This window comes from Desulfoprunum sp., assembly GCF_053613775.1.
Window position 1 is genome coordinate 315,986 of sequence record NZ_JBSHXH010000008.1, and the last position, 26,176, is coordinate 342,161.

General features: G+C 61.0%; 16 protein-coding genes. 8 read left to right on the forward strand and 8 right to left on the reverse strand.

Translation table 11 applies throughout. The annotated features are described in order from the left end of the window. Nucleotides 1–576 precede the first annotated feature (576 nt). Both ACWGKN_RS16270 and ltrA read left to right on the forward strand, forming a co-directional pair. A complete protein-coding gene (locus ACWGKN_RS16270; protein WP_452095638.1) occupies nucleotides 577–5,739 on the forward strand; it encodes a RecQ family ATP-dependent DNA helicase in 5,163 nt (1,720 codons plus the stop codon). Nucleotides 5,740–6,349: 610 nt separating this feature from the next. Beyond that, the gene (ltrA, locus tag ACWGKN_RS16275; protein ID WP_452095639.1) at nucleotides 6,350–7,657 is read left to right on the forward strand and encodes a group II intron reverse transcriptase/maturase; all 1,308 of its coding nucleotides are present in this window, start codon (nucleotides 6,350–6,352) and stop codon (nucleotides 7,655–7,657) included. Nucleotides 7,658–7,947: 290 nt separating this feature from the next. Here ltrA and ACWGKN_RS16280 read toward each other — a convergent pair whose 3' ends face one another. After that, the gene (locus ACWGKN_RS16280; RefSeq protein ID WP_424254320.1) at nucleotides 7,948–8,526 is read right to left on the reverse strand and encodes a nitroreductase family protein; all 579 of its coding nucleotides are present in this window, start codon (nucleotides 8,524–8,526) and stop codon (nucleotides 7,948–7,950) included. A gap of 82 nt (nucleotides 8,527–8,608) precedes the next feature. On the opposite strand from ACWGKN_RS16280, the gene ACWGKN_RS16285 reads away from it, so the two are divergent. Further along, nucleotides 8,609–9,244, forward strand: a complete 636-nt coding sequence (locus tag ACWGKN_RS16285; RefSeq protein ID WP_424254318.1) for an LOG family protein — start codon at nucleotides 8,609–8,611, stop codon at nucleotides 9,242–9,244. On the opposite strand, the gene ACWGKN_RS16290 is transcribed toward ACWGKN_RS16285, so the two are convergent. After that, nucleotides 9,178–10,599: an MFS transporter gene (locus ACWGKN_RS16290; protein ID WP_035228405.1), complete on the reverse strand. Its 1,422-nt coding sequence runs from the start codon at nucleotides 10,597–10,599 to the stop codon at nucleotides 9,178–9,180. The two genes, ACWGKN_RS16285 and ACWGKN_RS16290, sit on opposite strands and share 67 nt — an antisense overlap. A 258-nt stretch (nucleotides 10,600–10,857) precedes the next feature. Here ACWGKN_RS16290 and recD2 point away from each other — a divergent pair, with 258 nt between their 5' ends. The 3 genes from recD2 to purL all read left to right on the forward strand — a co-directional run bounded on the left by recD2 (nucleotide 10,858) and on the right by purL (nucleotide 17,699). Then, nucleotides 10,858–13,341: an SF1B family DNA helicase RecD2 gene (gene recD2 / locus ACWGKN_RS16295; protein WP_452095640.1), complete on the forward strand. Its 2,484-nt coding sequence runs from the start codon at nucleotides 10,858–10,860 to the stop codon at nucleotides 13,339–13,341. Between the two features lie 51 nt (nucleotides 13,342–13,392). Further along, nucleotides 13,393–13,803, forward strand: coding sequence for a hypothetical protein (locus tag ACWGKN_RS16300; protein WP_452095641.1), 411 nt, complete (start codon nucleotides 13,393–13,395; stop codon nucleotides 13,801–13,803). Nucleotides 13,804–13,892: 89 nt separating this feature from the next. Further along, nucleotides 13,893–17,699: a phosphoribosylformylglycinamidine synthase gene (purL, locus tag ACWGKN_RS16305; RefSeq protein WP_452095642.1), complete on the forward strand. Its 3,807-nt coding sequence runs from the start codon at nucleotides 13,893–13,895 to the stop codon at nucleotides 17,697–17,699. Nucleotides 17,700–18,072: 373 nt separating this feature from the next. Here purL and ACWGKN_RS16310 read toward each other — a convergent pair whose 3' ends face one another. The 6 genes from ACWGKN_RS16310 to ACWGKN_RS16335 form a co-directional block, all read right to left on the reverse strand. Continuing rightward, nucleotides 18,073–18,456 carry a RidA family protein gene (locus tag ACWGKN_RS16310; RefSeq protein ID WP_452095643.1) on the reverse strand — a complete coding sequence of 128 codons (384 nt, stop codon included), beginning with the start codon at nucleotides 18,454–18,456 and terminating at the stop codon, nucleotides 18,073–18,075. A gap of 51 nt (nucleotides 18,457–18,507) precedes the next feature. Next, a complete protein-coding gene (locus tag ACWGKN_RS16315) occupies nucleotides 18,508–18,948 on the reverse strand; it encodes a flavodoxin family protein (protein ID WP_035228394.1) in 441 nt (146 codons plus the stop codon). An 11-nt stretch (nucleotides 18,949–18,959) separates the two neighbouring features. Continuing rightward, nucleotides 18,960–19,661, reverse strand: coding sequence for a hypothetical protein (locus ACWGKN_RS16320; RefSeq protein WP_035228391.1), 702 nt, complete (start codon nucleotides 19,659–19,661; stop codon nucleotides 18,960–18,962). Next, the gene (locus ACWGKN_RS16325; protein ID WP_035228389.1) at nucleotides 19,654–20,853 is read right to left on the reverse strand and encodes a DNA cytosine methyltransferase; all 1,200 of its coding nucleotides are present in this window, start codon (nucleotides 20,851–20,853) and stop codon (nucleotides 19,654–19,656) included. The genes ACWGKN_RS16320 and ACWGKN_RS16325 overlap by 8 nt, the downstream gene beginning before the upstream one ends. A 14-nt stretch (nucleotides 20,854–20,867) precedes the next feature. Next, complete coding sequence (locus tag ACWGKN_RS16330) at nucleotides 20,868–21,398, reverse strand: very short patch repair endonuclease (RefSeq protein WP_424255149.1); 531 nt, start codon at nucleotides 21,396–21,398, stop codon at nucleotides 20,868–20,870. Between the two features lie 221 nt (nucleotides 21,399–21,619). Next, a complete protein-coding gene (locus tag ACWGKN_RS16335; protein ID WP_452095644.1) occupies nucleotides 21,620–22,318 on the reverse strand; it encodes a hypothetical protein in 699 nt (232 codons plus the stop codon). Nucleotides 22,319–22,655: 337 nt separating this feature from the next. Here ACWGKN_RS16335 and ACWGKN_RS16340 point away from each other — a divergent pair, with 337 nt between their 5' ends. Then, complete coding sequence (locus tag ACWGKN_RS16340) at nucleotides 22,656–24,716, forward strand: serine protein kinase PrkA (protein WP_452095741.1); 2,061 nt, start codon at nucleotides 22,656–22,658, stop codon at nucleotides 24,714–24,716. Nucleotides 24,717–24,766: 50 nt separating this feature from the next. Then, nucleotides 24,767–26,149: a DUF444 family protein gene (locus ACWGKN_RS16345; protein WP_452095645.1), complete on the forward strand. Its 1,383-nt coding sequence runs from the start codon at nucleotides 24,767–24,769 to the stop codon at nucleotides 26,147–26,149. Nucleotides 26,150–26,176 lie beyond the last annotated feature (27 nt).

A 26,176-nucleotide genomic window follows, 5' to 3' on the forward strand; every position in this document is an offset into this window, starting at 1 on the left:
TGTCTTTCTAGCCTTTTACAAAACGAACGTCTGGATACCTTGTCATATCGACCAAGGCGGAAATCTCCGGTGGCAAAAAACGAGATTTCTCGCTCTCGCTCGACAGAGGGGGAGGCGTCTCGACCTGCGTCCTGCCATTTCGTCCCTTTCATGCTCTGTCGCTTCGACCTCCTCCCGCTGTCATCTCGACCGCCAGGGAGAGATCTCAAACCGGCCGAGGGGAGGATTCCGGTCAGCGAAAGCAAGATTTCTCGCTTCGCTTCGAAATGACAGAGGGGGCGGGATCATGGTCTTCACCCTACCGGGAACAACGAGATTTCTCGCATACGCTCGAAATGACAGAGGGGAATGGTCGAAATGTCTTCCTATGACAACTGATCACCATCTCCTCCATTCCGCCCACGAACAATCCCGTGATCTTGCAAGCGGCGCGGCTTGTTGCAAGCGACACTTTATTGTACGATTCAGCTCGGCCTTTTACAACTCTGGCATCGCAATGTCGTTTCCCCATGATTGTGTTTGCGACGGTCAGTCCTGCATACATTATGAAACTTTTTTGATTTGCATGGCCCGTTAATGCCAGCCTCTTCCCAAGACCTGCTTCGCCAGACCCTTCTCCTCGACATCGAGGTCAATGAGAAGAGCATCATCTATGCCATCGGCGCCGTCTGCGGGGAGAAGACCTTCCAGGTGCAGGCAGGCAGGAAGATTGACCGCAGTACCCTCGCCGATCTCGATGCCTTCGGTGAAAATGCCCGTTTCATCCTTGGCCACAATATCCTCAACCACGATCTACCCCGCCTGCGCCGGCTGGCGCCTGACCTTCGGCTCCTTGCCAAACCGAGTATCGATACGCTGTTCCTCTCACCCCTCGCCTATCCTGCCAATCCCTACCACCGGCTGATCAAGAACTACCAGATCGTCCGCGACAGCATCAACGACCCGGTCCAGGACGCCCGACTGGCCGGCAAGGTCTTCGCCGAACAGTGGGAGGCCCTGGTCCGGCAATATGCGGCGAACTCCGACGTCCCCCTGCTGTATCGCGGCTTTCTCGCCGCCGATGCAGCTCTGGCCGGGACCGCCGAGGCGCTGGCCTGCATGGGTATCCCGCTGCTGCAGGGTGACGATCTCCATGACGCCTTCGCCTGGTTCGCCCGCAAGCATGCCTGCCTCGCCGCGGTCGACAGCCTGGTCACGCAGTTGGCCGATGGGATGCTGCCGCTGCCGCCCCTTGCCTATGTCACCGCCTGGTTGTCGGTGGCCGGCGGCAATTCGGTCCTGCCGCCCTGGGTCCGCCATCAGTTCCCGCTGGTGCCGAGCATCCTCCACGAGCTGCGGGAGAACGGCTGCCAACGGCCCGACTGCGAGTATTGCCAAAACCATCACGATCCGCGGAGCTATCTCCGCAACTTCTATGGCTTCCCTGATTTCCGCGCGCAACCGGCGACAGAGGACGGCAACAGCCTGCAGGAGGAGATCGTCGCCACCGCGGCCCGCGGCCATTCCCTGTTCGCCACGCTGCCGACGGGCGGCGGCAAGTCGCTGTGTTATCTCCTGCCGGGCCTCATGCGCTACCACCGACGCAACACGCTGACGATCGTCATCTCGCCATTGCAGGCGCTGATGAAGGACCAGGTCGACAATTTCTCCCGGCTGACCGGCACCAGGATGGCCGCCGCTCTGTCCGCCATGCTGACCATGCCGGAGCGTACCGAAGTGCTGGAAGCCGTGCGCCTGGGCGATATCGGCATCCTGCTCGTTTCCCCGGAACAGCTGCGTAATGCGACCTTCCGCGCCACCATCGGCCAACGGGAGATCGGCGCCTGGGTTTTCGACGAGGCGCACTGCCTGTCGAAATGGGGCCACGACTTCCGCCCCGACTATCTCTACGCGATCCGCTTCATCCGCGAATTCGCCGAACGAGAAAATGTCGGCATCCCGCCGGTCCAGTGCTTCACCGCCACGGCGAAGAAAGACGTCAAATCGGAGATCATCGATATCATCCTGCGCGAACTGGGTCTGAAGATGCGGCAGTTCGCCGGGGGGCACGAGCGCATCAATCTGCACTACGAGGTCCAGGAGGCCACCCATTACGAGAAGGATCAGGCGATTCTCGATCTGCTTCGCAGCCGCTACGACGGCCAGGGCAGCGTCGTCGTCTATTGTGCCAGGAGGAAGAACACCGAACGGCTGGCCGAACTGCTGCAGACACATGGGTACATAGCCGAAGCCTTCCACGCCGGTCTGGAACCGGCGCTGAAGAAACGCATCCAGGACAGTTTCATCGCCGGCACCACCCCGATCATCTGTGCGACCAATGCCTTCGGCATGGGGATCGACAAGGAGGATGTGCGGCTCGTCATCCACGCCGACATCCCCGCCTCGCTGGAGAATTATCTGCAGGAGGCGGGCCGGGCCGGCCGGGACCGCAACGCCGCCGAGTGCATCCTGATCTTCAACGAACAGGATATCGAAGGCCAGTTCCGCCTGAGTTGCCAGTCGATGCTCAACCAGCGGGAGATCGGCCAGTTCCTCCGCGGTATCCGCCACGTCGCCCGTGGTGAGAACACCGTGGTGCTGACCGCCGGCGACCTGCTGCGCCTCGATGTGGTCGATGCCGATCCGGATCAGTTCGATGGCGACACCCGGGTGCGCACCGCCCTGGCCTGGCTGGAGCGCTGCGGCTACCTGTATCGCGACGAGAACAGGACCAGCGTTTTCCAGGGCAAGCCGACCGTGAAGAGTCTTGAAGAGGCCGAGGCAAAGATCGCCGGCCTGGACCTCTCCTCGCGGCAGCAGCATCGCTGGCTCACGATTCTCAGGGCACTGATGGAAAGGCATCAGGTCAACCAGTCGTTCAGTGCCGATGAGCTGGCCGGCTGCTCGGCATTTGCCACGCAGGAGGGCGATCGCAATACCGAGTCGGAGACGCAGCGGGTGATCCGCACCCTGCACGATATGGCGACCCAGGGAATCCTGGAAAAGGTCACCCTGCTCAGCGCCTATGTCCGCTACAAGATCCAGGGCAGCTCCGAGAAGCTGCTGCAGCAGATTGTCACGCTGGAGAACGATTTTTTGAAGACCCTCGAGGAAACCGCTCCCGATCTGGAACTGGATACCCAGGTGGAACTGGACCTCCGCCGGGTTAACCAGGTGATGATCGACGCCGGCCATGCCGGCTGCTCGCCGACTACCCTGAGACTGCTGCTTTATGGGCTGAGCCGCGACGGCAAGGGGCTGGCCGGTACCAGGGGAAGTGTTTCCTTCACCGCCAGGGGCAACAACCGCTTCTCGATCTACCTGCACCGGGACTGGGAATCGATCCGGAAGACGGTCGAGCTCCGCCAGCTCGCCGCTCATCGGGCACTCGAGGCGATTATCGCGGCGGTGCCGCCCGAGGCGAAGCCGGGGGCGAATCTGCTCGTCGAATTCAGTCTCGAACAGCTTGTTGCCGCCCTGCGGGGCGATCTGCTGCTGGTCGATAAACTCCGGGATCCGCTGGCCGCGGCTGAGCGAGCCCTGACCTTCATGCACGAGCAGGGGGTGATCGACCTGCAGCAGGGTCTGGCGGTCTTCCGCCAGGCCATGACCATTCGACTGAACCCGGACGCCAGATCGCGAAGGTATTCCCAGGCCGACTTCTCGCCGCTGAAGACCCATTACAGCGAGCGGACCTTCCAGATCCACGTGATGAACGAGTACGCCCGCCTGGCCCTCGACAGGATCAGCGGCGCCTGGCAGTATGTCGCTTCCTACTTCAACGACGACAAGGAACAGTTCGTCAAACGGTTCTTCGCCGGGAAGGAGAAGTTCCTCGAGCGGGCGACCAGCAACCAGTCCTACGCCCGGATTGTCGACGACCTGAAGAATCCCGCCCAGGAGAAGATCGTCTGTGCCGAAGCGGACAGGAACATGTTGATCCTGGCCGGCCCCGGAGCCGGCAAGACCCGGGTCGTCGCCCACCGGGTGGCCTTTCTGCTGCGGGTGAGGCGGATCGCTTCGAGGGCGATCCTGGTCCTCTGCTTCAACCGCAGCGCCGTCCAGAGTCTGCGCCGGCGGCTGCGCGACCTGGTCGGCAACGACATGGCCGGGGTGACGCTGCTGACCTTTCACGGGCTGGCCCTTCGTCTCACCGGCAGGTCACTGGTCTCCGGAGGCAGGCCGGGCGACCGGGAGGACATCGATTTCTCCCGGCTCATCACCGATGCCATCCGCCTGCTGAAGGGGGAGACCGAGGTCATCGGCCTGCAGGATATCCCGCCGGATGAGGCGCTGATCGGCCGGTTCAGCCACATATTGGTCGACGAGTACCAGGATGTCGATGCCGAACAGTATGAGCTGGTGTCGCTGGTTGCCGGTAAGGGTCGGGAGGAGGGCGAGCGCAAAATGGCTATCCTGGCGGTCGGTGACGATGACCAGAACATCTATCGCTTCCGGGGGGCGAGTGTCGAATTCATCAGGAAATTCCAGCATGACTACCAGGCCGAAATCCACTACCTGATCGAAAACTACCGCTCGACCGCCCATATCATCGCCGCCGCCAATTGTCTGATCGCCCGGAACACCGAGCGGATGAAGACCGGCCACCCGATCCGGATCAACGAGGCCCGGCAGAATCTGCCCCCGGGCGGGAAGTGGCAGCATGCCGATCCGGTCGCTCAGGGAAAGGTCCAGGTCATCAAGGCAGCCGATCCCGACCGGCAGGCGACGATGGTGGTCGAGGAACTGCGCCGTCTGCAGCGGGGCGGTCCAGTCGACCTCGGCAGCTGTGCGGTCCTGGCCCGGGAGTGGAAAGACCTCGACCGGGTGCGGAGCGCCTGCGACCAGGCGGGGATGCCGGTCAGCCTGTGCTGGGGGCGGCATGCCTCCTTTCCCCGGCTGAGCCGGATCCGCGAACATGCGGATATCCTGGAACGCCTGCATGCCATGCCGACCGGGACGGTCACCGCCGGCGCGGTGCTGACGATGCTGAAAAACATGTATCCGCAGGGCACGATCTGGGGCGCAAACCTGATCCGGCTGCTGCAGGACTGGCAGGAGGAGACCGGCGACACCCCGCAACCGGCCTCGGCCGTCGAGGAATACCTCCATGAGGCGTTTGCCGAACAGGACAGGATGAAGACCATCGCCGATGGGCTGTTCCTGGCCACCGCCCATGCCGTCAAGGGGCTGGAATTCGACCACGTCTTCATCCTGGGCGACAGTTGGGACAAGGGGAGCGGGGCGGCCATCGAGGACGAACGCCGCCTGTACTACGTGTCGATGTCGCGGGCCCGGGAAACCCTCCATCTGTGTGTGCTCGACACCGCGGTCAATCCCCATGCCCGGTCGCTGGCCGGAGACTTCATGGTGGTGCGGGAGATGGCGCCGGCAACCGCCAAACCAACGACGCGGCGCACCTATCATCTGCTCGGCATGGAGGATCTCTTCCTCGATTATGCCGGGATCAGGGAAGAACGGCACCCCTCGCGTCTGGCCCTGCAGCAGTCCAGGGCCGGGGAAGTGGTGAGCCTGCACAAGCAGGGCCACCATCTGGAGGTGCTGGACAGCGCCGGGGTGGCCATCGCCCGGCTGTCGAAAAAGGCCCGGGGGGAATGGGCCGACAGGCTCGACTGCATCCGCGAGGCCCGGATCGTCGCCCTGGTCAGGCGCTATCGGGATGATGTTGAAGACAAAGCGTTCCAGGCAGCCTGTTGCGGCCGGAGTTGGGAAGTCCCGGTGGTTGAGCTGGTGTGCTGAGTTTCCCCGCTGCGACTGCGACCTCCTCCCGCCTTTTCGCCCTTTCCTGCTCTATCGCCTCGACCACCCCCCGCTGTCATCTCGACCGGAGGGAGAGATCTCGTGCAGTGCGGCCGGGCAAGGTCGCATATTCTAGCGGGTGCGAAGCCCGTCCCGGAAGGTCTAGCCAACCACCGGGTAGTGAGTCCTTGGACCGTAGCGGGTAACTGATGCGGTTAAGCGTAGGATAGCCAGACGACAGGCCGTAAGCCGTAAGGTTGAAGTGATTGAGCCCCGAAATGCTCGAGTCGGGAAGGATGACGTGGTTGCAAGCACGGAAATCAACATGGAGCCGGCGATAGTGGCGAGCCGGATTTCGCTTCCTCGGGGTCTGAGAGCATGGCATGTCGGACAGAGTGAATATGTGGTAACCCGGGAGACCCTGGCGCCTCTTGCCTGGAGGCGAGTATGCCGAGCAACCGATAAGAAAGGGAGTAAGGCAAACGGGAGTCGGGGAGTCGGATGGCGCCGTAGTACCGTTGAAGGCGGGTAACGCTGCTGGAGGGAAGGGCGTCACATCGGAGCGACCGTTGTCAAGGAGACACGAACTGTGCCCAGTCGCAGAGCTGAAGTGGAAACGAGATTGCAACGGATAGCGGAGAAGGCCCGCCGAGAGCCATGTTTCAAGTTCACCAGCTTGTTTCATCTGATGAACGAAGAGCTTCTGCGGGGATGTTTCGAGGGTTTGCGCAAGGATGCAGCCTCGGGCATAGACAGAGTCACCAAGGAGGAATACGGCAGGAATATTGAAGGCAATCTGAGGGAGTTGGTTAATCGGCTGCACAGGATGTCGTATATACCGCAGCCGGTATGCCGGGTGTACATCCCGAAACCGGGGAGCAACAAACAGAGGCCGTTGGGGATACCGGTCCTGGAAGACAAGGTGGTGCAGGCGGGTCCGGTTCGGATTCCGGAAGCGATCCATGAAGCAGACTTCATAACCGACTCGTACGGGTTTCGGCCGGGTCGCGGCTGCCACGATGCATTGCGTGCGCTGAGCGTCGAAGTGGAGGGCGGGAGAGTTCATTATATCGTGGAGGCCGATATCAAGGGGTTCTTTGATAACGTCCAGCACGAATGGCTGATGAAGTTTCTCGGTCACCGGATAGGCGACAAGCGAGTGTTGCGTTATGTGAAGCGTTTTCTGAAAGCCGGGGTCTTTGAGCATGGAGAGATTGCCGCGACGGAGCAGGGCACCCCGCAAGGAGGAGTCGTCTCGCCGTTGCCGGCCAATGTCTATCTGCACTACAGCCTTGATCTGTGGTATGCGCGGGTGTTTTCCCGGTCGTGCGCCGGCAGGTCGCGACTTATCCGGTATGCCGATGATTGTGTGGTGTGCTTTCAGAGAGAAAGCGATGCACGACGATTTCGGGCAGACCTGGAGGAGCGGCTGGGGCGTTTCGGCTTGGAAGTAGCGGCGGAGAAGACCAAGGTTTTGGAGTTTGGCCCTTTGGCCGAGTCCAAGGCCCGGAGGAGGGGTGAGAAAGCTCAGACCTTCGATTTTCTGGGATTGACGCACTACTGCAGCCGAACGCGAAATGGCCGGCGATTCCGGATGAAACGCCTGACCTCTCGGAAGAAATTCAAGGCCAAGTTGTTGGCGTTGAAAGAATGGTTGAAGGCGAACCGAACGAGTCCGGTTCCCGAGCTGATGAAAACTGTTGTGGCCAAGGTCCGCGGACACATTGCGTATTATGGGGTCACAGACAATTCGCACGGGATTGGTCGATATGTTCACGCAGTTCGCCAATTGCTCTTCAAGTGGCTTGACCGTCGCGGGAAGCGTGGCAGCATGACGCTGGGAAAGTTCAGGCAATTTCTGAACAAGTTTCCATTGCCGAGACCGCTGATCCTGGTGAATCTGTTCGAATCGAGGTGAAAGCGATGATGAGGAGCCGTGTGCGTGAATAGCGCAAGCACGGTTCTGTGAGGGGCTTGCTTCAACACAGAGAATGCTGCTTGTCATCGATGGCACGTAGTAGCCGCGTGCGGCGAGGCGTTCTGAAAAGCCAATTGGTGAAAGCGTTGTTCCTTGTGGAGAAGTCGGTCTACTCGACAGCAAGGTGCTCGAGTCGACGGGGGCGGCAGACATTCATTCTCGGAAGGATCGGTGTTGATGATGGCAGGCGTTGATTCCATCACAAGTTCAAAACGTCACTCCTTCGGCAGCTACGAACGCTTCTCCAGAATGAGCTCGGCCAAGCTCCGCTTCGGCACGTAGTGAACCCCGGCATCATCCCGGTAATATCGGATCGATCCATCTGCCGGCACCTCCACGATCCGCACCTCCTCCGCCGGTTTGCCCAGGGCCAGCACAAGGCTGACCTCCATTTCCGACGGCAGCGAAAAATGGGCCCGCAATCTGTCCCGGTTCAGGGCCCCGATCATGCACCCGCCCAGCCCCTTTTCCACCGCGCCCAGCAGCATCGTCTGGGCCATGATACCCAGGTCGAAGCGGGCGAACTCCCACTCCCTGGCGGTATTGATCATGACGATGTAGGCGGTGGGCCGCTCCGCCGGCGCCGGGCCGTCCCAGTCGGTGAGATAGGCGGCCCATTTCAGACAGGCAAAGATCGCCTCGTTGTCGGCCGGGGCGGTGCTCAGGATGAACCGCAGGGGCTGGCGGTTGGCCGCCGAAGGGCACAGCCGGGCAAGTTCCACCAGTTCTTCGAGGGTGCGCATCGACACCGGGGCGCTGTGATCGAAGCGGCGATAGCTTCGACTGTACTGTACGAGTTCCTTGAGCATCTCTACCTCCTGATTGTATGGGCACTGCATGGATGGTACATTGCCCGGGATGATTCGCCAACACAAACCAACGGAAGATTCAATGAAAGCAATCTGCGTGTTCCTGGGATCGAGCCCCGGCCGCCACCCGGCCTACATGGAAGCGGCCGCCGCCCTCGGCCGCGAGTTGGCCGGACGCGGCCTTACCTGCATCTATGGCGGTTCCTGCACCGGGCTGATGAACCAGCTGGCCGACAGCGTCCTTGCGGCGGGAGGAGAGATCGTCGGCGTCACCGTCCAGACCTTGAAAGACAAGGAACAGTTCCACACGGGGCTGACCCGGCTGCATGTCGTGCCGACCATGCACGAACGCAAGACCTTGATGATCGAGTTGGCCGACGCCTTTGTCGTTCTGCCGGGGGGCATCGGGACCTGTGACGAGTTTTTCGAGGTCTGCACCCTCAGACAGCTGGGGTTCCATGCCAAACCCTGCGGCCTGCTGGACGTGAACGGTTTCTATGCGCCCCTGCGGCAGATGCTCGACACAGCCGAGCGGGAAGGGTTCATGAAACAGCCGTATCGCGAGACGATCATCATCTCTGCCGACCCGGCGGAGATCCTCGATCTGCTGATCATGAACCACGGCCGGTCGCCGGCACCCGCCGCCTCGACTCACGGCGCCGGAGTTGTGTTCGATGCATCCGCTGCATGCACGGTGCCCCGGAACCAGGAAAAGTAGACGCCGCAGAAACAGAGGGCGGCCGAGATGGAGAAGACGGTGTGGATGCTGCGCAGGAACAGGTCGTAGGTGGCCGGGGTGATCGCCTGGCGGCCGATGATCAGGGCCAGGACGACGGTGGCCACCGCCATGCTGAACATCTGGCCGAGCAGGCGCATCGTCGCCACCGCCCCGGCGGCCAGGCCGTAGTGGCGTTTTTCCACCGCCCCCATGATCGCGCTCATGTTGGGGGAACTGAACAGGGCGAAGCCGATGCCGAGCAGGATCAGGTTGGCGACGATCAGCGCCACGCTGCGCTCGCCGTCGAGGGTCGTGAGCAGCGCCACGCCGATGACGGTGGTGACCATGCCGGCGGTGGCCAGCAGGCGCGGTTCGATCCGGTCCGACAGCCGGCCGGCGACCGGCGACAGCAGCGCCATCATGATCGGCTGGGCCATCAGCACGGTGCCCGCCGTCTGCGGCGGCATGCCCTTGATATACTGGAGGTAGAGGCTGAGCAGGAAGGTGACGGCGAAGGTGGTGGAATAGTTGAGCAGGGCGGCCAGGCTCGAGAAGGCGAAGGTCCGGTTGCCGGCGAAGAGCTGCATGTCGAAGACCGGGAAGCGGGCGGCCATCTGGTGGCGGACGAAGATCACGAGCAGCGCCAGGCCGGAGAGCGCCAGGGCGATGCCGATGATTGACGGCAGCCGGGAGGCGCCGTAGACCAGGGCGAGGATGGCGACGGCGTAGAGCAGACAGCCGCCGAGGTCGAGCTTCTGCCCCGGCTCGCCCAGCCACTCCCCTTTGAGGAAGAACAAGGTCAAAGCCAGCGAGAACAGCCCCAGCGGCAGCATGATCAGGAAGATGCTGCGCCAGCCGAGATACTGGGTCAGCATCCCGCCGACGAACGGACCGACCGACAGCCCGACATAGACGGCGGCGACGTAGATGCCGAGGACACGGCCGCGGCGGCTGGGCGGGTAAATCGAGGTGAGGATGGCCATGCCGGTGGTGACGAACATGGCCGCCCCGATCCCCTGCACGACCCGGGTGAAGATGAGGAGGGCGGCGGAGTCGACGAAGGCCGCCGCCACCGCACCGAAGGTATAGACCGCGAGTCCGGTAGCAAACACCTTCTTGCGACCATGGATGTCGGCGAACTTGCCGGCCGGGACGAGGACGACGGCCATGGCCAGCAGATAGGCGGTGGCGATCCAGCCGAGCTGGACCGCGTCCATCCCCAGATCGGCCTGGATGGCCGGCAGGGCGACATTGACCGACGAGATCATGAACGGGCCGATGAACGAGGTCAGCGTGGCGACGATCAGGGCCGACCGTTCGAGGGCGGGGTTTACTTGTCCTGGCTGTGGCTGCATGGCGCCTTCCTTGATCGAAATTCAGCTGCGGCGGGATGGATGACCAGCCGGAAATCTAGCGTAATGTTCCGGGAAGCAAAAGCGATTTTCACCATCATCGGCATAATGACCGCCGGCGGGGTGATTTTCGGTCGCGATGGCCGGCCCCCATGCCGCCTCCATGGCCAATCGGGAGAGATGAGGGATGCGGGATACCGCCGCATCTGGTAAAGCTGGAATCGCCGACAACACGCCGACCGCCGACAACCATCCACCGCCATGACCCAGATCACCGAAACCCTCCGCGGCATCGTCAGCCGCATCACCTACCACAACCCGGACAACGGCTGGTCCGTGCTCCGGGTCCAGGCCTTCGACCACATGCAGGAGCAGGTCACCGTCACTGTCCATCAGACCAAGGTCTTCGCCGGGGCGACGATGGAGTTCCACGGCGCCTGGACCGTCCATCCCCAGTTCGGTCGGCAGTTCAAGGCCGACGAGGCGATCGAGAAGAAACCGGCGACGGCGGCGGCGCTGGAGAAATATCTCGGTTCCGGCCTGATCAAGGGGGTCGGCCCGTCGACGGCCAGAAAAATCGTCCGCCATTTCGGCGACCAGACCCTGGAGGTCTTTGAAAACAAGATCGCCCGGCTGCGGGAGGTGCATGGCATCGCCACGAAAAAACTGGCGATGATCGCGGCGGCCTGGCAGGAACACCGGATGGTGCGGGAGGTCATGACCTTTCTCCAGGGGCACGGCATTTCCACCCTGTTTTCGGTACGGATCTACAAAAAGTACGGCGACCGGGCGATCGAAATGGTCCTGGAAGACCCGTACCGCCTGGCCAACGATTTCTACGGCATCGGCTTCTTCTCGGCCGACAAGGTGGCGCTCAGCATCGGCCTGGCCCGCGACAGCGAGCCGCGCCTGATCGCGGCGGTCAAGCATGTCCTGGCCGCGGCCCGGGAGCAGGGCCACTGCTATCTCACCGCCGGCCAGATCGCGGTCGAGGTCCGGCAGCTGCTGGCGATGGACTGCGACGACCGCCTCGCCGCGGTGCTGGTGCGGATGGAGGCGGACAACCATCTCCGGGTCCGGTCCCTGGCGGCCGGCGACGGGCAGCCGCTGGCGTGCTATTATTCGAAGTCGCTCTACTACGACGAGGCGGCGGTGGCGGCGCGGCTGCTCGCCCTGGTGGGCGGCAGCGGCGTCGACCGCCAGCGGGTCGAGGACTGGGTCGACCGGTACTGCCTGACCCAGGAAGTGACGCTGAGCGACGAACAGGCCCAGGCGGTGCGGCAGATAGCCGGCCAGCGCTGTGCGGTGCTGACCGGCGGGCCCGGCTGCGGCAAGACCACCACCACGCTGGTCATCGTCCTCCTGCTCGAGGCGATGCGCCTGGCGGTGCTGCTGGCGGCCCCCACCGGCCGGGCGGCGCAGCGGATGAGCGAGGTCATCGGCCGCGAGGCCCGGACCATCCACCGCCTGCTCGAGTGGCAGAACGGCGGCTTCCAGCGCAATGAGGACAACCCCCTTCAAGCCGATGTGCTGATCGTCGACGAGTGCTCGATGCTCGACATCAGCCTCACCGCCGCGCTGCTGCAGGCGGTGCCGGCCGGTTCCCAGCTGCTCTTGATCGGCGATGCCGACCAGCTCCCCTCGGTCGGGGCCGGCAATGTGCTGAGGGATGTCATCGCCTCCGGGGCCATCCCCGTCTTCCGCCTGACGGAGGTCTTCCGCCAGGCCGGCGAGTCGCTGATCATCCGCGCCGCCCACCAGATCAACCGCGGCGAGATCCCGGCCATCATCTCGCCGTTCAAGCGGCCGGAGGCGTGGCGGGACGGCAGCGACTGCCTTTTTGTCGATTCCGACGAGGCCACCCGGGAACAGCTCGAGTTCATCAACCGGGTCAAGCGCACCTTCAACTGGCAGCTGCCACAGCTCGAGGGTCTGAGCACCGGCACCAACCCCTTCGAGTTCCGCACCGCCGAGGCCGTCACCTCCTCGGCCGAGCAGGATTTCGTCATCCCGGCCAAGTTCCGTCACGTCGACCTCGACCAGGTGCGGCAGGCGGCCGGGCCGGTCGCCGAACTGAAGGCGGTGCTGGCCAGGGTCCACCCCTGGTCGACCCTCCATTACGGCCTGACCGCCCTCGACGCCGTGGTCCGCCTCTACCTCGAATGGATTCCCAAATACCAGGGGGCCGACGGCGAGATCCAGATCCTCTGCCCGATGGTCCGCGGCACCCTCGGGACCGCCAACGTCAACGCGGTGATTCAGCGGGCGGTCAACCCGCCGCGCGAGGGTCGGCCGGAGCTGCAGGTCGGGGAAAGGATCTTCCGGGTCGGCGACCGGGTGATCCACCGCCGCAACAACTATGACCTGGCGGTGTTCAACGGCGATATCGGCGAGATCGTCGCCATCGACAACGAGGATCCGACCTGCACCGTCCGCTTCCTGCCCGACGGCCGGGAGGTCGGCTATCAGCGCGACGATATCGTCGAGCTGGATCTGGCCTACGCCATCACCATCCATAAATCCCAGGGCAGCGAGTTCAGCGCGGTGATCATCCCGGTGCTGAATCAGCATTTCAAGATGCTGTACCGCAATTTGATCTACACCGGCCTGACCCGCGCCCGCCGCCTCGCGGTCTTCGTCGGCAGCCGCAAGGCGCTGGCGATGGCCATCCGCCAGCAGGACCCGCTCAAGCGCCAGACGGCCCTGGATCAGCTGCTGCGGGCCGGGTCGGTGGTGGACGGATGAGCGATCCCATGGTATATCTGGGGAAAAGATTCAGTCCGCCCGGAGAGACGAATGGGAGCATGCATGTATATCTGTGTCGATTTTGACGGCACCATCGTCGATCATCGCTATCCCGAGATCGGCGAGCCGGTGCCGATGGCGGTCAAGTGGCTGCTCCGCCTCCAGAGCTGCGGCGCCAGGCTCATCCTGTTCACGATGCGCTCCAACGATCCGCGCTTCGGCAACCTGCTGACCGATGCGGTGCTTTACCTGGAGCACAACGGTGTCAAGCTGTTCGGGGTCAACTCCAATCCCGACCAGAAGACCTGGACGGTCAGCCCCAAGGCGTACGGCCATGTCTATGTCGACGATTCGGCCTTCGGTTGTCCGCTGATCATGCCCAAAGGGTTTGCCCGTCCCTGCGTCGACTGGAAGAAGGTCGGTCCCCAGCTCGAACATATGTGCCTGAGCCGGACCTGGTAACAGGCCCGGCCACGGCTGTGCCCGGTGAGTGGTTCTCTGCCGCACCTGCCATGAATATTACCCGTATCCCTACACAAAAGGATGGCGAAATGTCCGCGATTGTCACGCAACTCTATAAATCGGTAAATGACCAACTGGAATACTGCTTCAACGTCGAGGCTGCCCGACCGCTGACCGAGGAGGAGCTGCTCCGCCTCCGCCAGATCCTGGCCGACGGCTTCGTCGCCGCCACCGTGACGCTGCGGCCGGTCATGGTCGGCGAGCGGGTGGTCGAGATCGGCCCCCGCCTCAACTTCGCCACCGCCTGGTCGTCGAACATGGTGTCGATCTGCCGCTCCACCGGCCTGGACGCGGTGACCCGGGTCGAGCGCTCCCGGCGGCTGCTGGTGCCGACCGAGGTCGACATCCAGGCCTTCATCGCCGCCAATCACGACCGGATGACCGAGTGCCGCTACCTCGAGCCGCTGCACACCTTCGAGACCGGGATCGTGCCGGAGGCGGTCTACGCGGTCGATTTGACCTCCCAGGGTCCGGACGGGCTGCTGGGGATCCCGGGGATCTCGATGGACGAGTGGGACCGCAATCTGTATTACGAGTATTTCGTCAAGAAACAAGGCCGCAATCCGACCATCGTCGAGATCATGGATCTCAACAACGCCAACTCGGAACACTCCCGCCATGGTTTTTTCAAGGGGCTGCAGGTCATCGACGGCGAGGAGATGGCCGACTCGCTGTTCGATCTGGTCACCGCCACCCTGACCGCCAACCCCAAGGGCTCGGTGGTCGCCTTCAAGGACAACTCCAGCGTCATCGAGGGCTACGAGATCACCACCCTGCTACCGGCGCAGCCCGGCCAACCGTGCTTCTTCACGGCGTCGACGGTCCACTACCACCCGCTGCTGACCGCCGAGACCCACAACTTCCCGACCGGCGTCGCTCCCTTCCCCGGCGCCGAGACCGGCACCGGCGGCCGGATCCGCGATGTCCAGGGGACCGGCCGGGGCGGCTTCGTCGTCGCCGGCACCGCCGGCTACTGTGTCGGCAACCTCCACATCCCCGGCTACCCGCTGGAGTGGGAGGAGCGCTACCCCTGTCCGGCCAATCTCGCCCCCGCCCTCGAGATCGAGATCGAGGCCTCGAACGGCGCCTCCGACTACGGCAACAAGTTCGGCGAGCCGCTGATCCAGGGCTTCACCCGCTCCTTCGATCTCCAGCTCGACGGCGGCGAGCGCTGGGGCTTTCTCAAGCCGATCATGTTCACCGCCGGGGTCGGCCAGATCGATGCCCGGCTGACCGAGAAGAACGAGGCCGAAAAAGGCATGCTGATCGTCCAGGTCGGCGGCCCGGCCTACCGGGTCGGCTTCGGCGGCGGCGCCGCCTCGAGCATGCTGCAGGGCGAGAACGCCTCCGACCTCGACTTCGATGCGGTCCAGCGCGGCGATGCCGAGATGGAGCAGAAGATGAACCGGGTGATCCGGGCCTGCAACGAGATGGGCGACAGGACCCTGGTCGACGTCATCCACGACCAGGGGGCCGGCGGCCCGGCCAACGTCCTGAAGGAGCTGGTGGAAAAGTCCGGCGGCCGGGTCGAGATCCGCAACATCCGGGTCGGCGACCCGACGATGTCGGTGCTCGAGATCTATGTCGCCGAGTACCAGGAACGCACCGGCTTCCTGATCCGGCCGGAGAACATCGAGCGCTTCCAGGCGATCTGTTCCCGCGAGAAGGTGGCCTGCGAGGTCCTGGGCGAGGTGACCGGCGACCTGCGCTTCGTCGTCCATGATGCCCAGGACGACACGACCCCGGTCGATATCGAACTCGATGTCCTGCTCGGCAATATCCCGCGCAAGACCTTCCGCGACGAGCGCCGCAACCCCGGCCTCCAGCCGCTGGCGCTGCCTGAGGAGCTGACGGTGGTCGAGGCCCTGCACCGGGTCCTGCGGCTGCTGGCGGTCGGCTCGAAACGCTTTCTGACCAGCAAGGTCGACCGGGCGGTGACCGGGCTGATCGCCCGGCAGCAGTGCTGCGGCCCGCTGCAGCTGACGGTGGCCGATGTGGCGGTGGTGGCCCAGAGCCACCTCGGCCTGACCGGCATCGCCACCGCCATCGGCGAACAGTCGATCAAGATGCTGGTCGATCCGGCCGCCGGGGCGCGGATGGCGGTCGGCGAGGCCCTGACCAACCTGGTGTGGGCCCGGATCGCCGATGGCGATCAGATCAAGTGCTCGGCCAACTGGATGTGGGCGCCGAAACTGGAGGGCGAGGGGGCGGCGCTCCACGATGCCGCCAAAGCGATGCGCGACGCGATGATCGCGGTCGGGATGGCGGTCGACGGCGGCAAGGACAGCCTGTCGATGGCCACCCGGGTCGGCAGCACCACGGTCAAGTCGCCGCGCGAACTGGTGATCTCGGCCTATGCCGCCGTTCCCGACATCACCCGGGTGATCACCCCCGACATCAAGCATCCCGGTTCCTTTATCGCCTTCATCGATCTCAGCGGCGGCCGTCACCGCCTCGGCGGCTCGGCGCTGGCCCAGGTTTATCGCCAGCTCGGCGCCGACTGCCCCGATCTCGACGAGCCGGCGCTGCTGCGGACCGCCTTCGCCGTCGTCCAGGAGCTGATCGACACCAAATGCATCACTGCCGGCCACGACCGCAGCGACGGCGGCCTGATCACCTGCCTGCTGGAGATGGCCTTCAGCGGCAACTGCGGCCTCGAGGTGGCGCTGGCGGGCGCGGCCGGGACCTTCGAGCAGCTGTTCGCCGAGGAACTGGGGCTGGTGGTCGAGGTCCGGCCGGGGCGGCTGCAGGAGTTGCGGGCGGTGCTGGAGGCGACCGGGGTGGCGGTGACGATCATCGGCACCTCGACCAGTGCCGGACGGATCAAAATCGACTGTAACGGCGCGACCGTCCTCGACGAGGCGATGGTGGAGCTGCGCTCGTGGTGGGAGGAGACCAGCTACCGCCTGGAGCGGCTGCAGATCGATCCGGCCTGCGCCGACGAGGAAAACCGGGTGATCTACGGCCGCCTGGGGCCGAGCTACCAGCTGCCGTTCACCCCGGAACCGGCGCCGGCGGCGATCCTGGCCCGGAGCGACAAGCCGAAGGTGGCGATCCTCCGCGACGAGGGCTCCAATTCCGATCGCGAGATGACCTCGGCCTTCCACCTCGCCGGGTTCGAACCGTGGGATATCTGCATGCAGGATCTGCTGGCGGGGACGGTGACCCTCGACGGCTTCCGGGGGCTGGCCGCCGTCGGCGGCTTCTCCTACGCCGATGTGCCGGAGTCGGCCAAGGGCTGGGCGGCGACGATTCGCTTCAACGAGCGGCTGCAGCAGATGTTCCAGGCCTTCTATCACCGCCCCGACACCTTCACCCTCGGGATCTGCAACGGCTGCCAGCTCTTCGGCCTGCTCGGCTGGGTGCCGGGGCCGGGGCTGGCCGACGAGCGCCAGCCGCGCTTCGTCCACAACCGCTCCGGCCGGTTCGAGTCGCGCTGGTCGACGGTGCGGGTGGCCAAGAGCCCGGCGATGATGCTCAAGGGCATGGACGGACTGGTCTTCGGCATCCACGTCGACCACGGCGAAGGTCGGCTGCTGTTCCCCGACGACAGTGTGCGGCAGCAGATCCTGGCCCAGGGGCTGGCGCCGCTTTATTACGTCGACGACACCGGCCGGCCGACCGAGGTCTACCCCTTCAACCCCAACGGCTCGCCGGACGGCATCGCCGGCCTCTGTTCCGCCGACGGCCGCCATCTGGCGCTGATGCCTCATCCGGAACGGGTCTTCCTGCCCTGGCAGGCCCACTGGCTGCCGGAGGAGATGCGCCAGCTCCAGGTGACGCCGTGGATGCAGCTGTTCCGCAACGCCTATGACTGGTGTGTGAACGGGGGCTGATCATCCCGCCGGTCCTGACCGGGAGGGTGGAACGTCAAGGCTGACCCGCTCAACGGGGCGGGTCAGCCTCTCACAATCCATTCGGGCGAAGCGAGAAACCTCGTGAATCCCGGTAGGGCGAAGGCCGAGATGCCACCCCCGCCGCCTTATAAAGGCATTTCGACCTTCCCCTCCTGTCATTTCGAAGCGAAGCGAGAAATCTCGCCTTCCCGATAGGGCAAAGGCCAGGATCTCGCCCCCTCCTGTCATTTCGAAGCGAAGCGAGAAATCTCGTCCTTCCTGGCAGGAGCTCTCATCCTTGGCCAAAGTGACCGAACCCGCAGCAGTTCATCTTGCAAGATGCCCCAGCGACAAGGTTTTTCCCCCATCCCGATCAACTCGGAAGCTGCAAAACAGCCTCGATCTCGATATTCGAGCCCAGCGGCAGGGCAACCACCTGGACGGTCGAGCGGGCCGGCGGGGCGGTCGGGAAAAACTCGCCGTAGGCGCGGTTGACGGCCTGGAAGTCGGCGAGATCGGTGAGGAAGATGGTAGTCTTGGCGATCCCCGCCAGCTCCCCGCCGGCGGCCCTGGCGATGGCCTCGATGTTGCGCAGCACCTGCCGGGTCCGGTCGGCGATCGGGGCCTCGATCAGCTTGCCGGTGGCCGGATCGATCGGCAGCTGGCCGGAGATGAAGACCAGGCCGCCACAGGCGATGGCCTGGGAATAGGGGCCGATGGCGGCGGGGGCATGACTGGTGGAGATGGCGGTTTTCATGGTGGAGCTCCTCGGATGAAGGGTTGTGGCGGTTCAGGTTGACTGTTTTGGCTACTTTCCGGCTGCAGCGGCTAACTTGGCGCCGAGGTTCTCCAGATCGGTGATTGCCTGCCCTTCAGGCTTGCCCTTGATCGATGAAGGTTCGACGATCTTGCTGAGTTTGAAGGACTTGGCGATCGACTCGATGCTCTGAATGGCCCTTCCGCCGCCGCCGTGCGTAACAAAGGCGGCATACGGCTTGTCCGTCACCTGGCCTTGCGTCGGGTAGTATGCCCGATCAAAAAAGCCCTTCAGTTCACCCCCCATGTAGCTGAAGGCATCGTAGGAACCCAAAGCGACGGCATCATATTCCACCAGGTCCATCGGCTGCGCCTCAGCGCCGGTTTTGATCGTGACCTGAGCCCCGGCCTTCCTGGCACCAGCCGCAATCGCCTCCGCTGCGGCTTTGGTGTTTCCTGACATGCTGCAATACACAACCAGTACTTTCGACATAATCTTGTCTCCTAAAGTTGCCATATCCCATGCACCAAACACAATTGCTTGTTTATTTTTGCAATTGTGACCTTTGCGTCAGACCTATCCAGCTTCAATGTGAAGTCGGGCGGGTTTTTCCCGATAGGAATATTAATCGTTGGGCCATCAGCTGCGAAATGCTCTCGACCGATATCCATTATTTGAGAAAAAAGGGGAACGGGAATTTCGACAAGTTCATAGCGATGCAAGGAATCAAAATACCGCAACTGCACAATGGCATCGACTTCTTCGCAGTACTCTTTAAAGAGGCGACGCGTGTGCTCACGGCGCTTAGACGCAGTCCTGCAATCCTGAATCCACGCAGCTTCAGTAAGCTTGCTGATATGGAGCGTATCTTGGCGAAGACTTTTGGCTTTCGACGACTTCAAGCTGATTCTTCTTCCATCAATTATTACATCCCAGAACCGTTGTCCATCGGCCGATTCTTCAACCTTGTGACCAGCATGCGAACAGGCCGCGATGAAGGCGGAATCGAAGCTTTCCTGAAATAAGGGCGAACCCATAAAACAGTGATGAGTAAGGAGTTTTGACCGGAATTCGCTCTCAAATGTATCGTTACTAAAAGGAGATACCGGATTCATCTCCACTTTACAGCTCGTTCTTAAAGCACCGATGAACTCTTTGAGCCTTCGCTCCTCAGCTGCAGTTACCGAGATGACAAAATCAATCATAGAAAAGCTCCTGCTGGCCTTTTTTCATTATGTCCGATGGTTTTAGGTTAGTCCCAGGTAGGAGTATATCTTTGATCTCGGATTGCTTCCCGGTCAGAATCCAGTAGGCAAGGTGTGCTAGCTGGTAGGAAATCAAGGGGGGGACAGCATCGCCTATGTGACGATACATGTTCGATACGGCAGCCCCGTTGAGTACGAAATCGTTTGGAAACCCTTGTAACGCAGCCATCTCTCGCACAGAACATAGGCGGTCATTTTCGGGGTGAACATATCGTCCGTTTCCAACATGGGAGCACTCGCGTTTGATTGTGGGGGCGGGTTTGCCCCAGGCCATGCGACCGTAAACGTCAGGGTAGGAACCGAAACGCTTACGGGCGACGATTCGCTTCATCGCATCAGTTAACAATTCGTCGGCATCACTACGCTGCAAGAGATCCATCCATGAGCCGCCGTTCTTTGGAATAGCTGCTATTCTGCGCCGCACTATGTCGGATGAGAAATCCGGGTAAAGATCGAAGCCATCGGCATTCGCTGTTATCATTTCAAAAGTTCTTTTGACCGTCATAGCTTCATCTGCAGCACCCCAGCCATCCCAGAGACTATCCAACGTATGCAGCGGAAGGTATTGTTTGGCGGCGATCACAATTGCCCGCTCACGAATCTGTGGTAAGCCGAATCTGGATAGCATGTAGGTTCTGCCAAAGACGTTGTATCCGTGAGTCTCAAGATGCTCCCGGAACCACTCATAGTGGTGTTTGAAGTTGCCTCGCATCAGCTCACGAGCATTTTCCATGACAACAATATCCACTGATAGGGCAACAGCGAACTGAGCAGATCGACGCACTAAACTGTTTCGCTTATCATCACGGAGGTGATTTTCAGGGTTGGCTCGACTGAACCCGGTGCATGGCGGGCACGTTGCAAGAACAGTGATATGCTGTTGGTCAGACAAAGAAAGTTTTGAACGCAATTTGTCAGGAACAACTGTCGTCAAATCCAATCGGGCTGGCTCCAAACCAATATTCTTAAAATAGGTGCTATTGCACTGTAGCTTTCCCTGCCCAGTGCTTGGCTTTCCCAGTTCAGCATCGGCTGCGGCTATTACCTTGAAAGCGGGATGCTTATGGAACCCGTAGCTCATTCCTCCAGCTCCGGAAAAAAGATCAATAACGGCAAATGGTTCCGTTTGCATAATGACTTACCCATCTATTTTGATTCATCAAAATCAGGATCGTTATCATATGAGGATATGCGATAACGTATTTTTTTCTCAGCCACTGATAGCAACTCATGTTGTGTAACTTCACCATTATAACATAGATTGCCTTGGCCAAGCCAAAAAGTGACCCGTTGAATGGTTTCAACCGCTTTTTTGGTCAATTCGCACTCCCATACCACCAAAATCCGCCAGCCAAGGTTTTCGAGCTGTCTTATAATTCGACGGTCTCTTTCAACATTTTCAGTGAATTTCTTATCCCAGAAATCGATATTGCTTTTCGGAGTGCTAGCTGCTTTACAGCCGGGATGCCTGTGCCAATAACACCCGTGCACAAACACGGCAGCATGGAACTTGGGAAAGACGAGATCCGGGCTACCTGGTAAGTTGCTGTTCTTGAGACGGTATCTAAATCCAAGTCTATGCAGTCCACATCGGAGAATCCATTCCGGCTTAGTGTCTCGGCTACGAACCTTTGACATCAGTTTAGATCGTTGCTTTTTGGTGAGGATATCAGTCATCGATGTCTTTGTGCTCGAACGTGGAGTTCACTGGACCGGAACTGTTTACCGGGTCCGGGTGAAGCCGGTCGTTGGTATGAATTTCCAAACTTCGTAGTTGCTTTTAAATTGATTGCCAATGTCTATAAATGATTCCGGATAATAAAAATAAATTGCTGTAGCGAGTAAAAGCAATAAACACTCTGGAGATATGAATATAACTCTGCCGATTTCAAGAAATTTCATTTCTTACCATGTTCCATATGACGATCATCTTTTATTTTACTTAAAATTTCATACGCCTTACGGAACAAATCATCGGGTTCAGCGTCTTTTGCAAAAGTGAAATTCTTGATTGTTTCTGATGTCTTGATTACTACTATCTCACCTTTTTGTCGACCCTTTACAAAACCGGTACCATAACCATCCGCGGCCATTAAGATTGCGGCATCACCGATATCGACACGATTTGGTGGCTTGAATGGCTTTTCTTTGGTTTGCTCAGATGCTCTTTTTACTAATTCTGGGAGATTTGTTGAAATACTACTGTCTCCACCACTTTCCTCTTCTATTTTCATTTTATCTGTTGATCTCATTTCGAGATATTCTTTCATATGTAGGTTTGGTTCATCCTTTTTGATCTCTTCACTTTTATCTGGATCAATAACAGTAACCTCAGCATTTGGTGAATATTTGCACAGTTTAGAATAGATATACTCTGTATTATTCAACGTTTTTCTTTTTGTTTTAATAAACGTCCAATCAAAGCCCCAAGCTGTAATTGGCCTCGGCATCTCAATGGCTGCCATTACTTTCTCATGGTCCAAAACCCCAAGTTTAATAACTCGGCCTAAGTAGTATGTGCCATTTTGTTTTGGAGACATTGATATTCCTTTTAATTGCATAACAAGTGAATATGGAGTTCCAGATAACACATTCATTGGGATGTTATCTGGAAAGATGACAAGATCCTTTTGGCTTGTTCCTGCAACACAGTAGTGCTTGTAAGTCTTTTTACCCCCTGATCGCCCCCTCCTTCCATTTTTCAGGAGCGCTTCGAGTGCACTAATTATTCGTATTAGTTGTTTATTCCAGCCCGGTCAAGAAGTATCAATCGGGCAATCACCGTCTTCAGCAGCCTCTCCCGGAGACATAATCGCATAACCCAACGAAATATTAAGCAAATGAACATTTCCTTGAATTCAACCGGGGGAATGCTGATAATAAAGGAAAGGCATCGATCCTCATTCACATCAACCGCTTCCAGGGAGGAGCATGATGGCAACGCCAAAGAACAACACGCTGACCAATCACATCACGGCGGTCAAAAAGGGCGAGCGGGTCTTCGAGAACGCCTTCCAGGGTGTCAGCCGGATGATCCTGGGCCGGGAGATCGACAAGGTCGTGGTCAACGGCAAGTCGACCTTCGATTTTCGCATATTCCGGGAGGGCAGGAAGCACATCGTCGGCATGTACGACGAGATCAACTCCTTCGTTTCCTTTGTCAAGGATGCCTCTGAAGGCGGGTCGTCGAAGGAGATGGCCTTTGTCCTGGTCGGCGAGCCGGGCAACGGCAAGACCTTCCTGGTGGAGTATCTCTGCGCGATGTACCGCAATTTCCTGTCGCTGCCGCAGAACCGCAAGTATACCTTCCGCTTCAACAATCTCGATCAGCTGGGCGGCTACGGCAATATCAAGGTCATCGAGTCGCAGACCTACGAGGACCCGATGGTCCTGGCGATGAACACCCACGAGACCCGGGCCGAATCGGAGCAGTACCTGGCCCGGCGCTACCGGGTCGACGACCGCCAGCTGCGCACCTGGTATGACAACTACCGGCCGCTGGGGGCCTGCTCCGCCTATATCTGGAACGAGATCCGGCTGCATACCGACGGCAGGATCGACGATATGCTCGATTTCATCGACATCGTCCCGGTGCCGCTGACCGAGAGCCTGGGGACGGTGACCGGCAAGTACCCGGCCAAGGACAAGATCACCTCGTCCGCCGTCGATCTGCTCGGCGAGGAGTCGATCCAGCGGCTGCTCCACATCAGCGACACCAACAACCCCTACCGCTTCGATCTGCGGCGCGGCGCCCTGGCCCGGGTGGCGGGCGGCGGCATCCACTTCAGCGACGAGATCTACAAGAACAAGAAGGACCTGGTCCAGGTCTACCTCGGCATCATCCAGAACCGGACGATCGAGATCGACGGCTACAAGTGGCCGATCGACACCCTGATCATCGCCACCAGCAACAACTCCGAATTCAACCGCTTCCTGGCCGAGAAGGAGGAGGCGCCGATCGTCGACCGCTGCCGCATCTGCTACGTCTCGCACAATACCAACTACAAGCTGCAGAGCGAGCTGACCGCCTACGCCATCGGCAACGAGTCCAAGACCACCCTGACCGGCAGCGTCATGCACCAGGACCCGAACCTCAACTACGCCGCCTCGGTGGCGACCGTCCTGACCCGCCTGCCGCGTTCGGAGAAGCTGACCGCGATCGAGACGATGAAGCTCGCCGCCGGCGAGGTGGCGGGGGAGAAGAGCCTGAAGACGCTGTCGGAGGTCATCGACACGTTGAACCAGGATCACGACATCACCAGGCGCTTCGGCCAGAAGGGCCTGGGCCAGCGCAACCTCGGCCGGGCGGTGCAGCTGATGCTCGAGAGCTCCGGCACCAACGAGGGCAAGTGCATGTATGCCTACGACATCTTCCTCGCCCTGGAGCGGGTGATCCTCGACTATGTCTCCGACGCCGGCGACCGGGCCAAGTTCCTCGACGACCTCAAGATCGCCAAGGGGCTGTACCGGGAGCGGATCATGACCGAGATGTTCAACGCCTACATGGATGAGCCGCTGGCCATCCGCAAGGACGTGATCAACTACGTCAACATGATCATCGGCATCGACGCCGAGAATCTCGGTGCCGACCGGATGTGGAAGTACAAGAACCCCCAGACCGGCGAACTCCAGGCCCTGAAGATCGACGAGCGCTACATCGATTCGGTCGAGGAGTGTCTGGGCCTGAAGACCCGCGAGCAGAAGGACTCGTTTAGGACCTCGATCCGCAAGATCTACGGCCAGAAGATCTCGGTGCGGCCCGATTACGATTTCATGGACAACCTCGAGCTGGTCAAGGCGGTCACCGACGTCCGCCTCAAATCGGATATCGCCGGGGCCGGCAGCCTGATCGGCGCGCTCGCCAACCGGACCAACGAGGAGAACCAGAAACTCTATGACCGGATGATCGACACGATGTTCAAGAAGCTCGGCTACTGCACCACCTGCGCCCAGAAGACCATCGAGTACTTCTGCACCCAGGTCGATGAGACGTGAGCCGATGCAATTGGGGCCAACGATCAACAGCGGACGGGAGCGGTGCAACGATGAATCCCTTGCGAGCCCTCTATGACAACCTGAAGCAGAGGGGACTGACCCCCGAGCAGCAGCGGGTGATCGAGTTCGAACTGCGGCTGGCCGAGCAGAATGGCGACGGATCTGCGGCCCATGCCCTCATCGCAGCGCCGCGCGGCCCGGGCTTCGCCGGCTGGAACGATCTGGCGCTGATGGATGACGGCTCGCCGTCGAGCCTGATCCCGCTGTCGGCGCTCAATACCCTCGACGCCCTGCTCGAGCGCGACAAGCAGCGGGAGGAGGACGGCTTCCCCCGCAAGATCCGGGTCGGCCGGATGATGAAGCCGGGCCGGGACGGCAGCGACAAGGTGGTGGTGGTGCCGTCGACGGTGGAGGAAAAGCTGATCCACGACCAGGTCAAGGCCCAGGAGGATGGCGAGGGGGAAGGAGAGGACGAGGGCGGGACCGGCGAGGGCGAAGAGGGCGAAATCATCGGCGAGCAGCCGGTGCGGCAGGAACAGGGTCCCGGTGACAGCGGTGCCGGCCAGGGCGAGGGCGGGGCCCACGAACTCGAGTCCAATGCCTACGACCTCGGCCGGATCCTGACCGAGCAGTTCAAGCTGCCGAACCTGAAGGACAAGGGGAAGAAACGGTCGCTCACCCGCTACACCTACGATCTCACCGACAAGAACCGGGGTTTCGGCCAGATCCTCGACAAAAAGGCGACGCTCAGGCGCATCCTCCAGACCAATATCGGCCTGGGGCGGATCAGCGGCCAGGAGCGGGTCGATCCCCTCGACCTGATGATCGCCCCCCGCGACCGGGTCTACCGGATCCTGTCACGGGAAAAGGATTACGAGTCGCAGGCGGTGGTGTTCTTCGTCCGCGACTACTCCGGGTCGATGAGCGGCAAGCCGACCGAGCTGATCGTCAGCCAGCACGTGCTGATTTATTCCTGGCTGGCCTACCAGTATCAGAATCAGGTGATGACGCGGTTCATCCTCCACGACACCGAGGCCAGGGAGGTCGTCAGCTTCCACACCTACGCCAATCTGCGGGTGGCCGGCGGGACCCAGGTCGCCTCCGCCTACCGGTTGGTCAATAAGCTGGTCGAGCGGGAAAACCTGCAGCAGGATTACAACATCTATGTCTTCCACGGTACCGACGGTGATGACTGGGACACCAAGGGGGAGGAAACCCTGCCGGAGTTGCGGAAGATGCTGCGCTATGCCGCCCGGGTCGGCATCACCATTGCCGAGAACGGCTACGGGGTCTCCGGCAAGAGCGAGGTCGAGCGCTATGTCCGCAAGTCGGGTCTCCTCGACGAGCGCAACGACCTGCTCCGACTGGATGTGATGTCGAAGGACAGCAACGAGGGGCGGGTGATCGAGGGGATCAAACACCTCATCTCATAGCCGCCGACCGACTGCATGGGTCGGGCG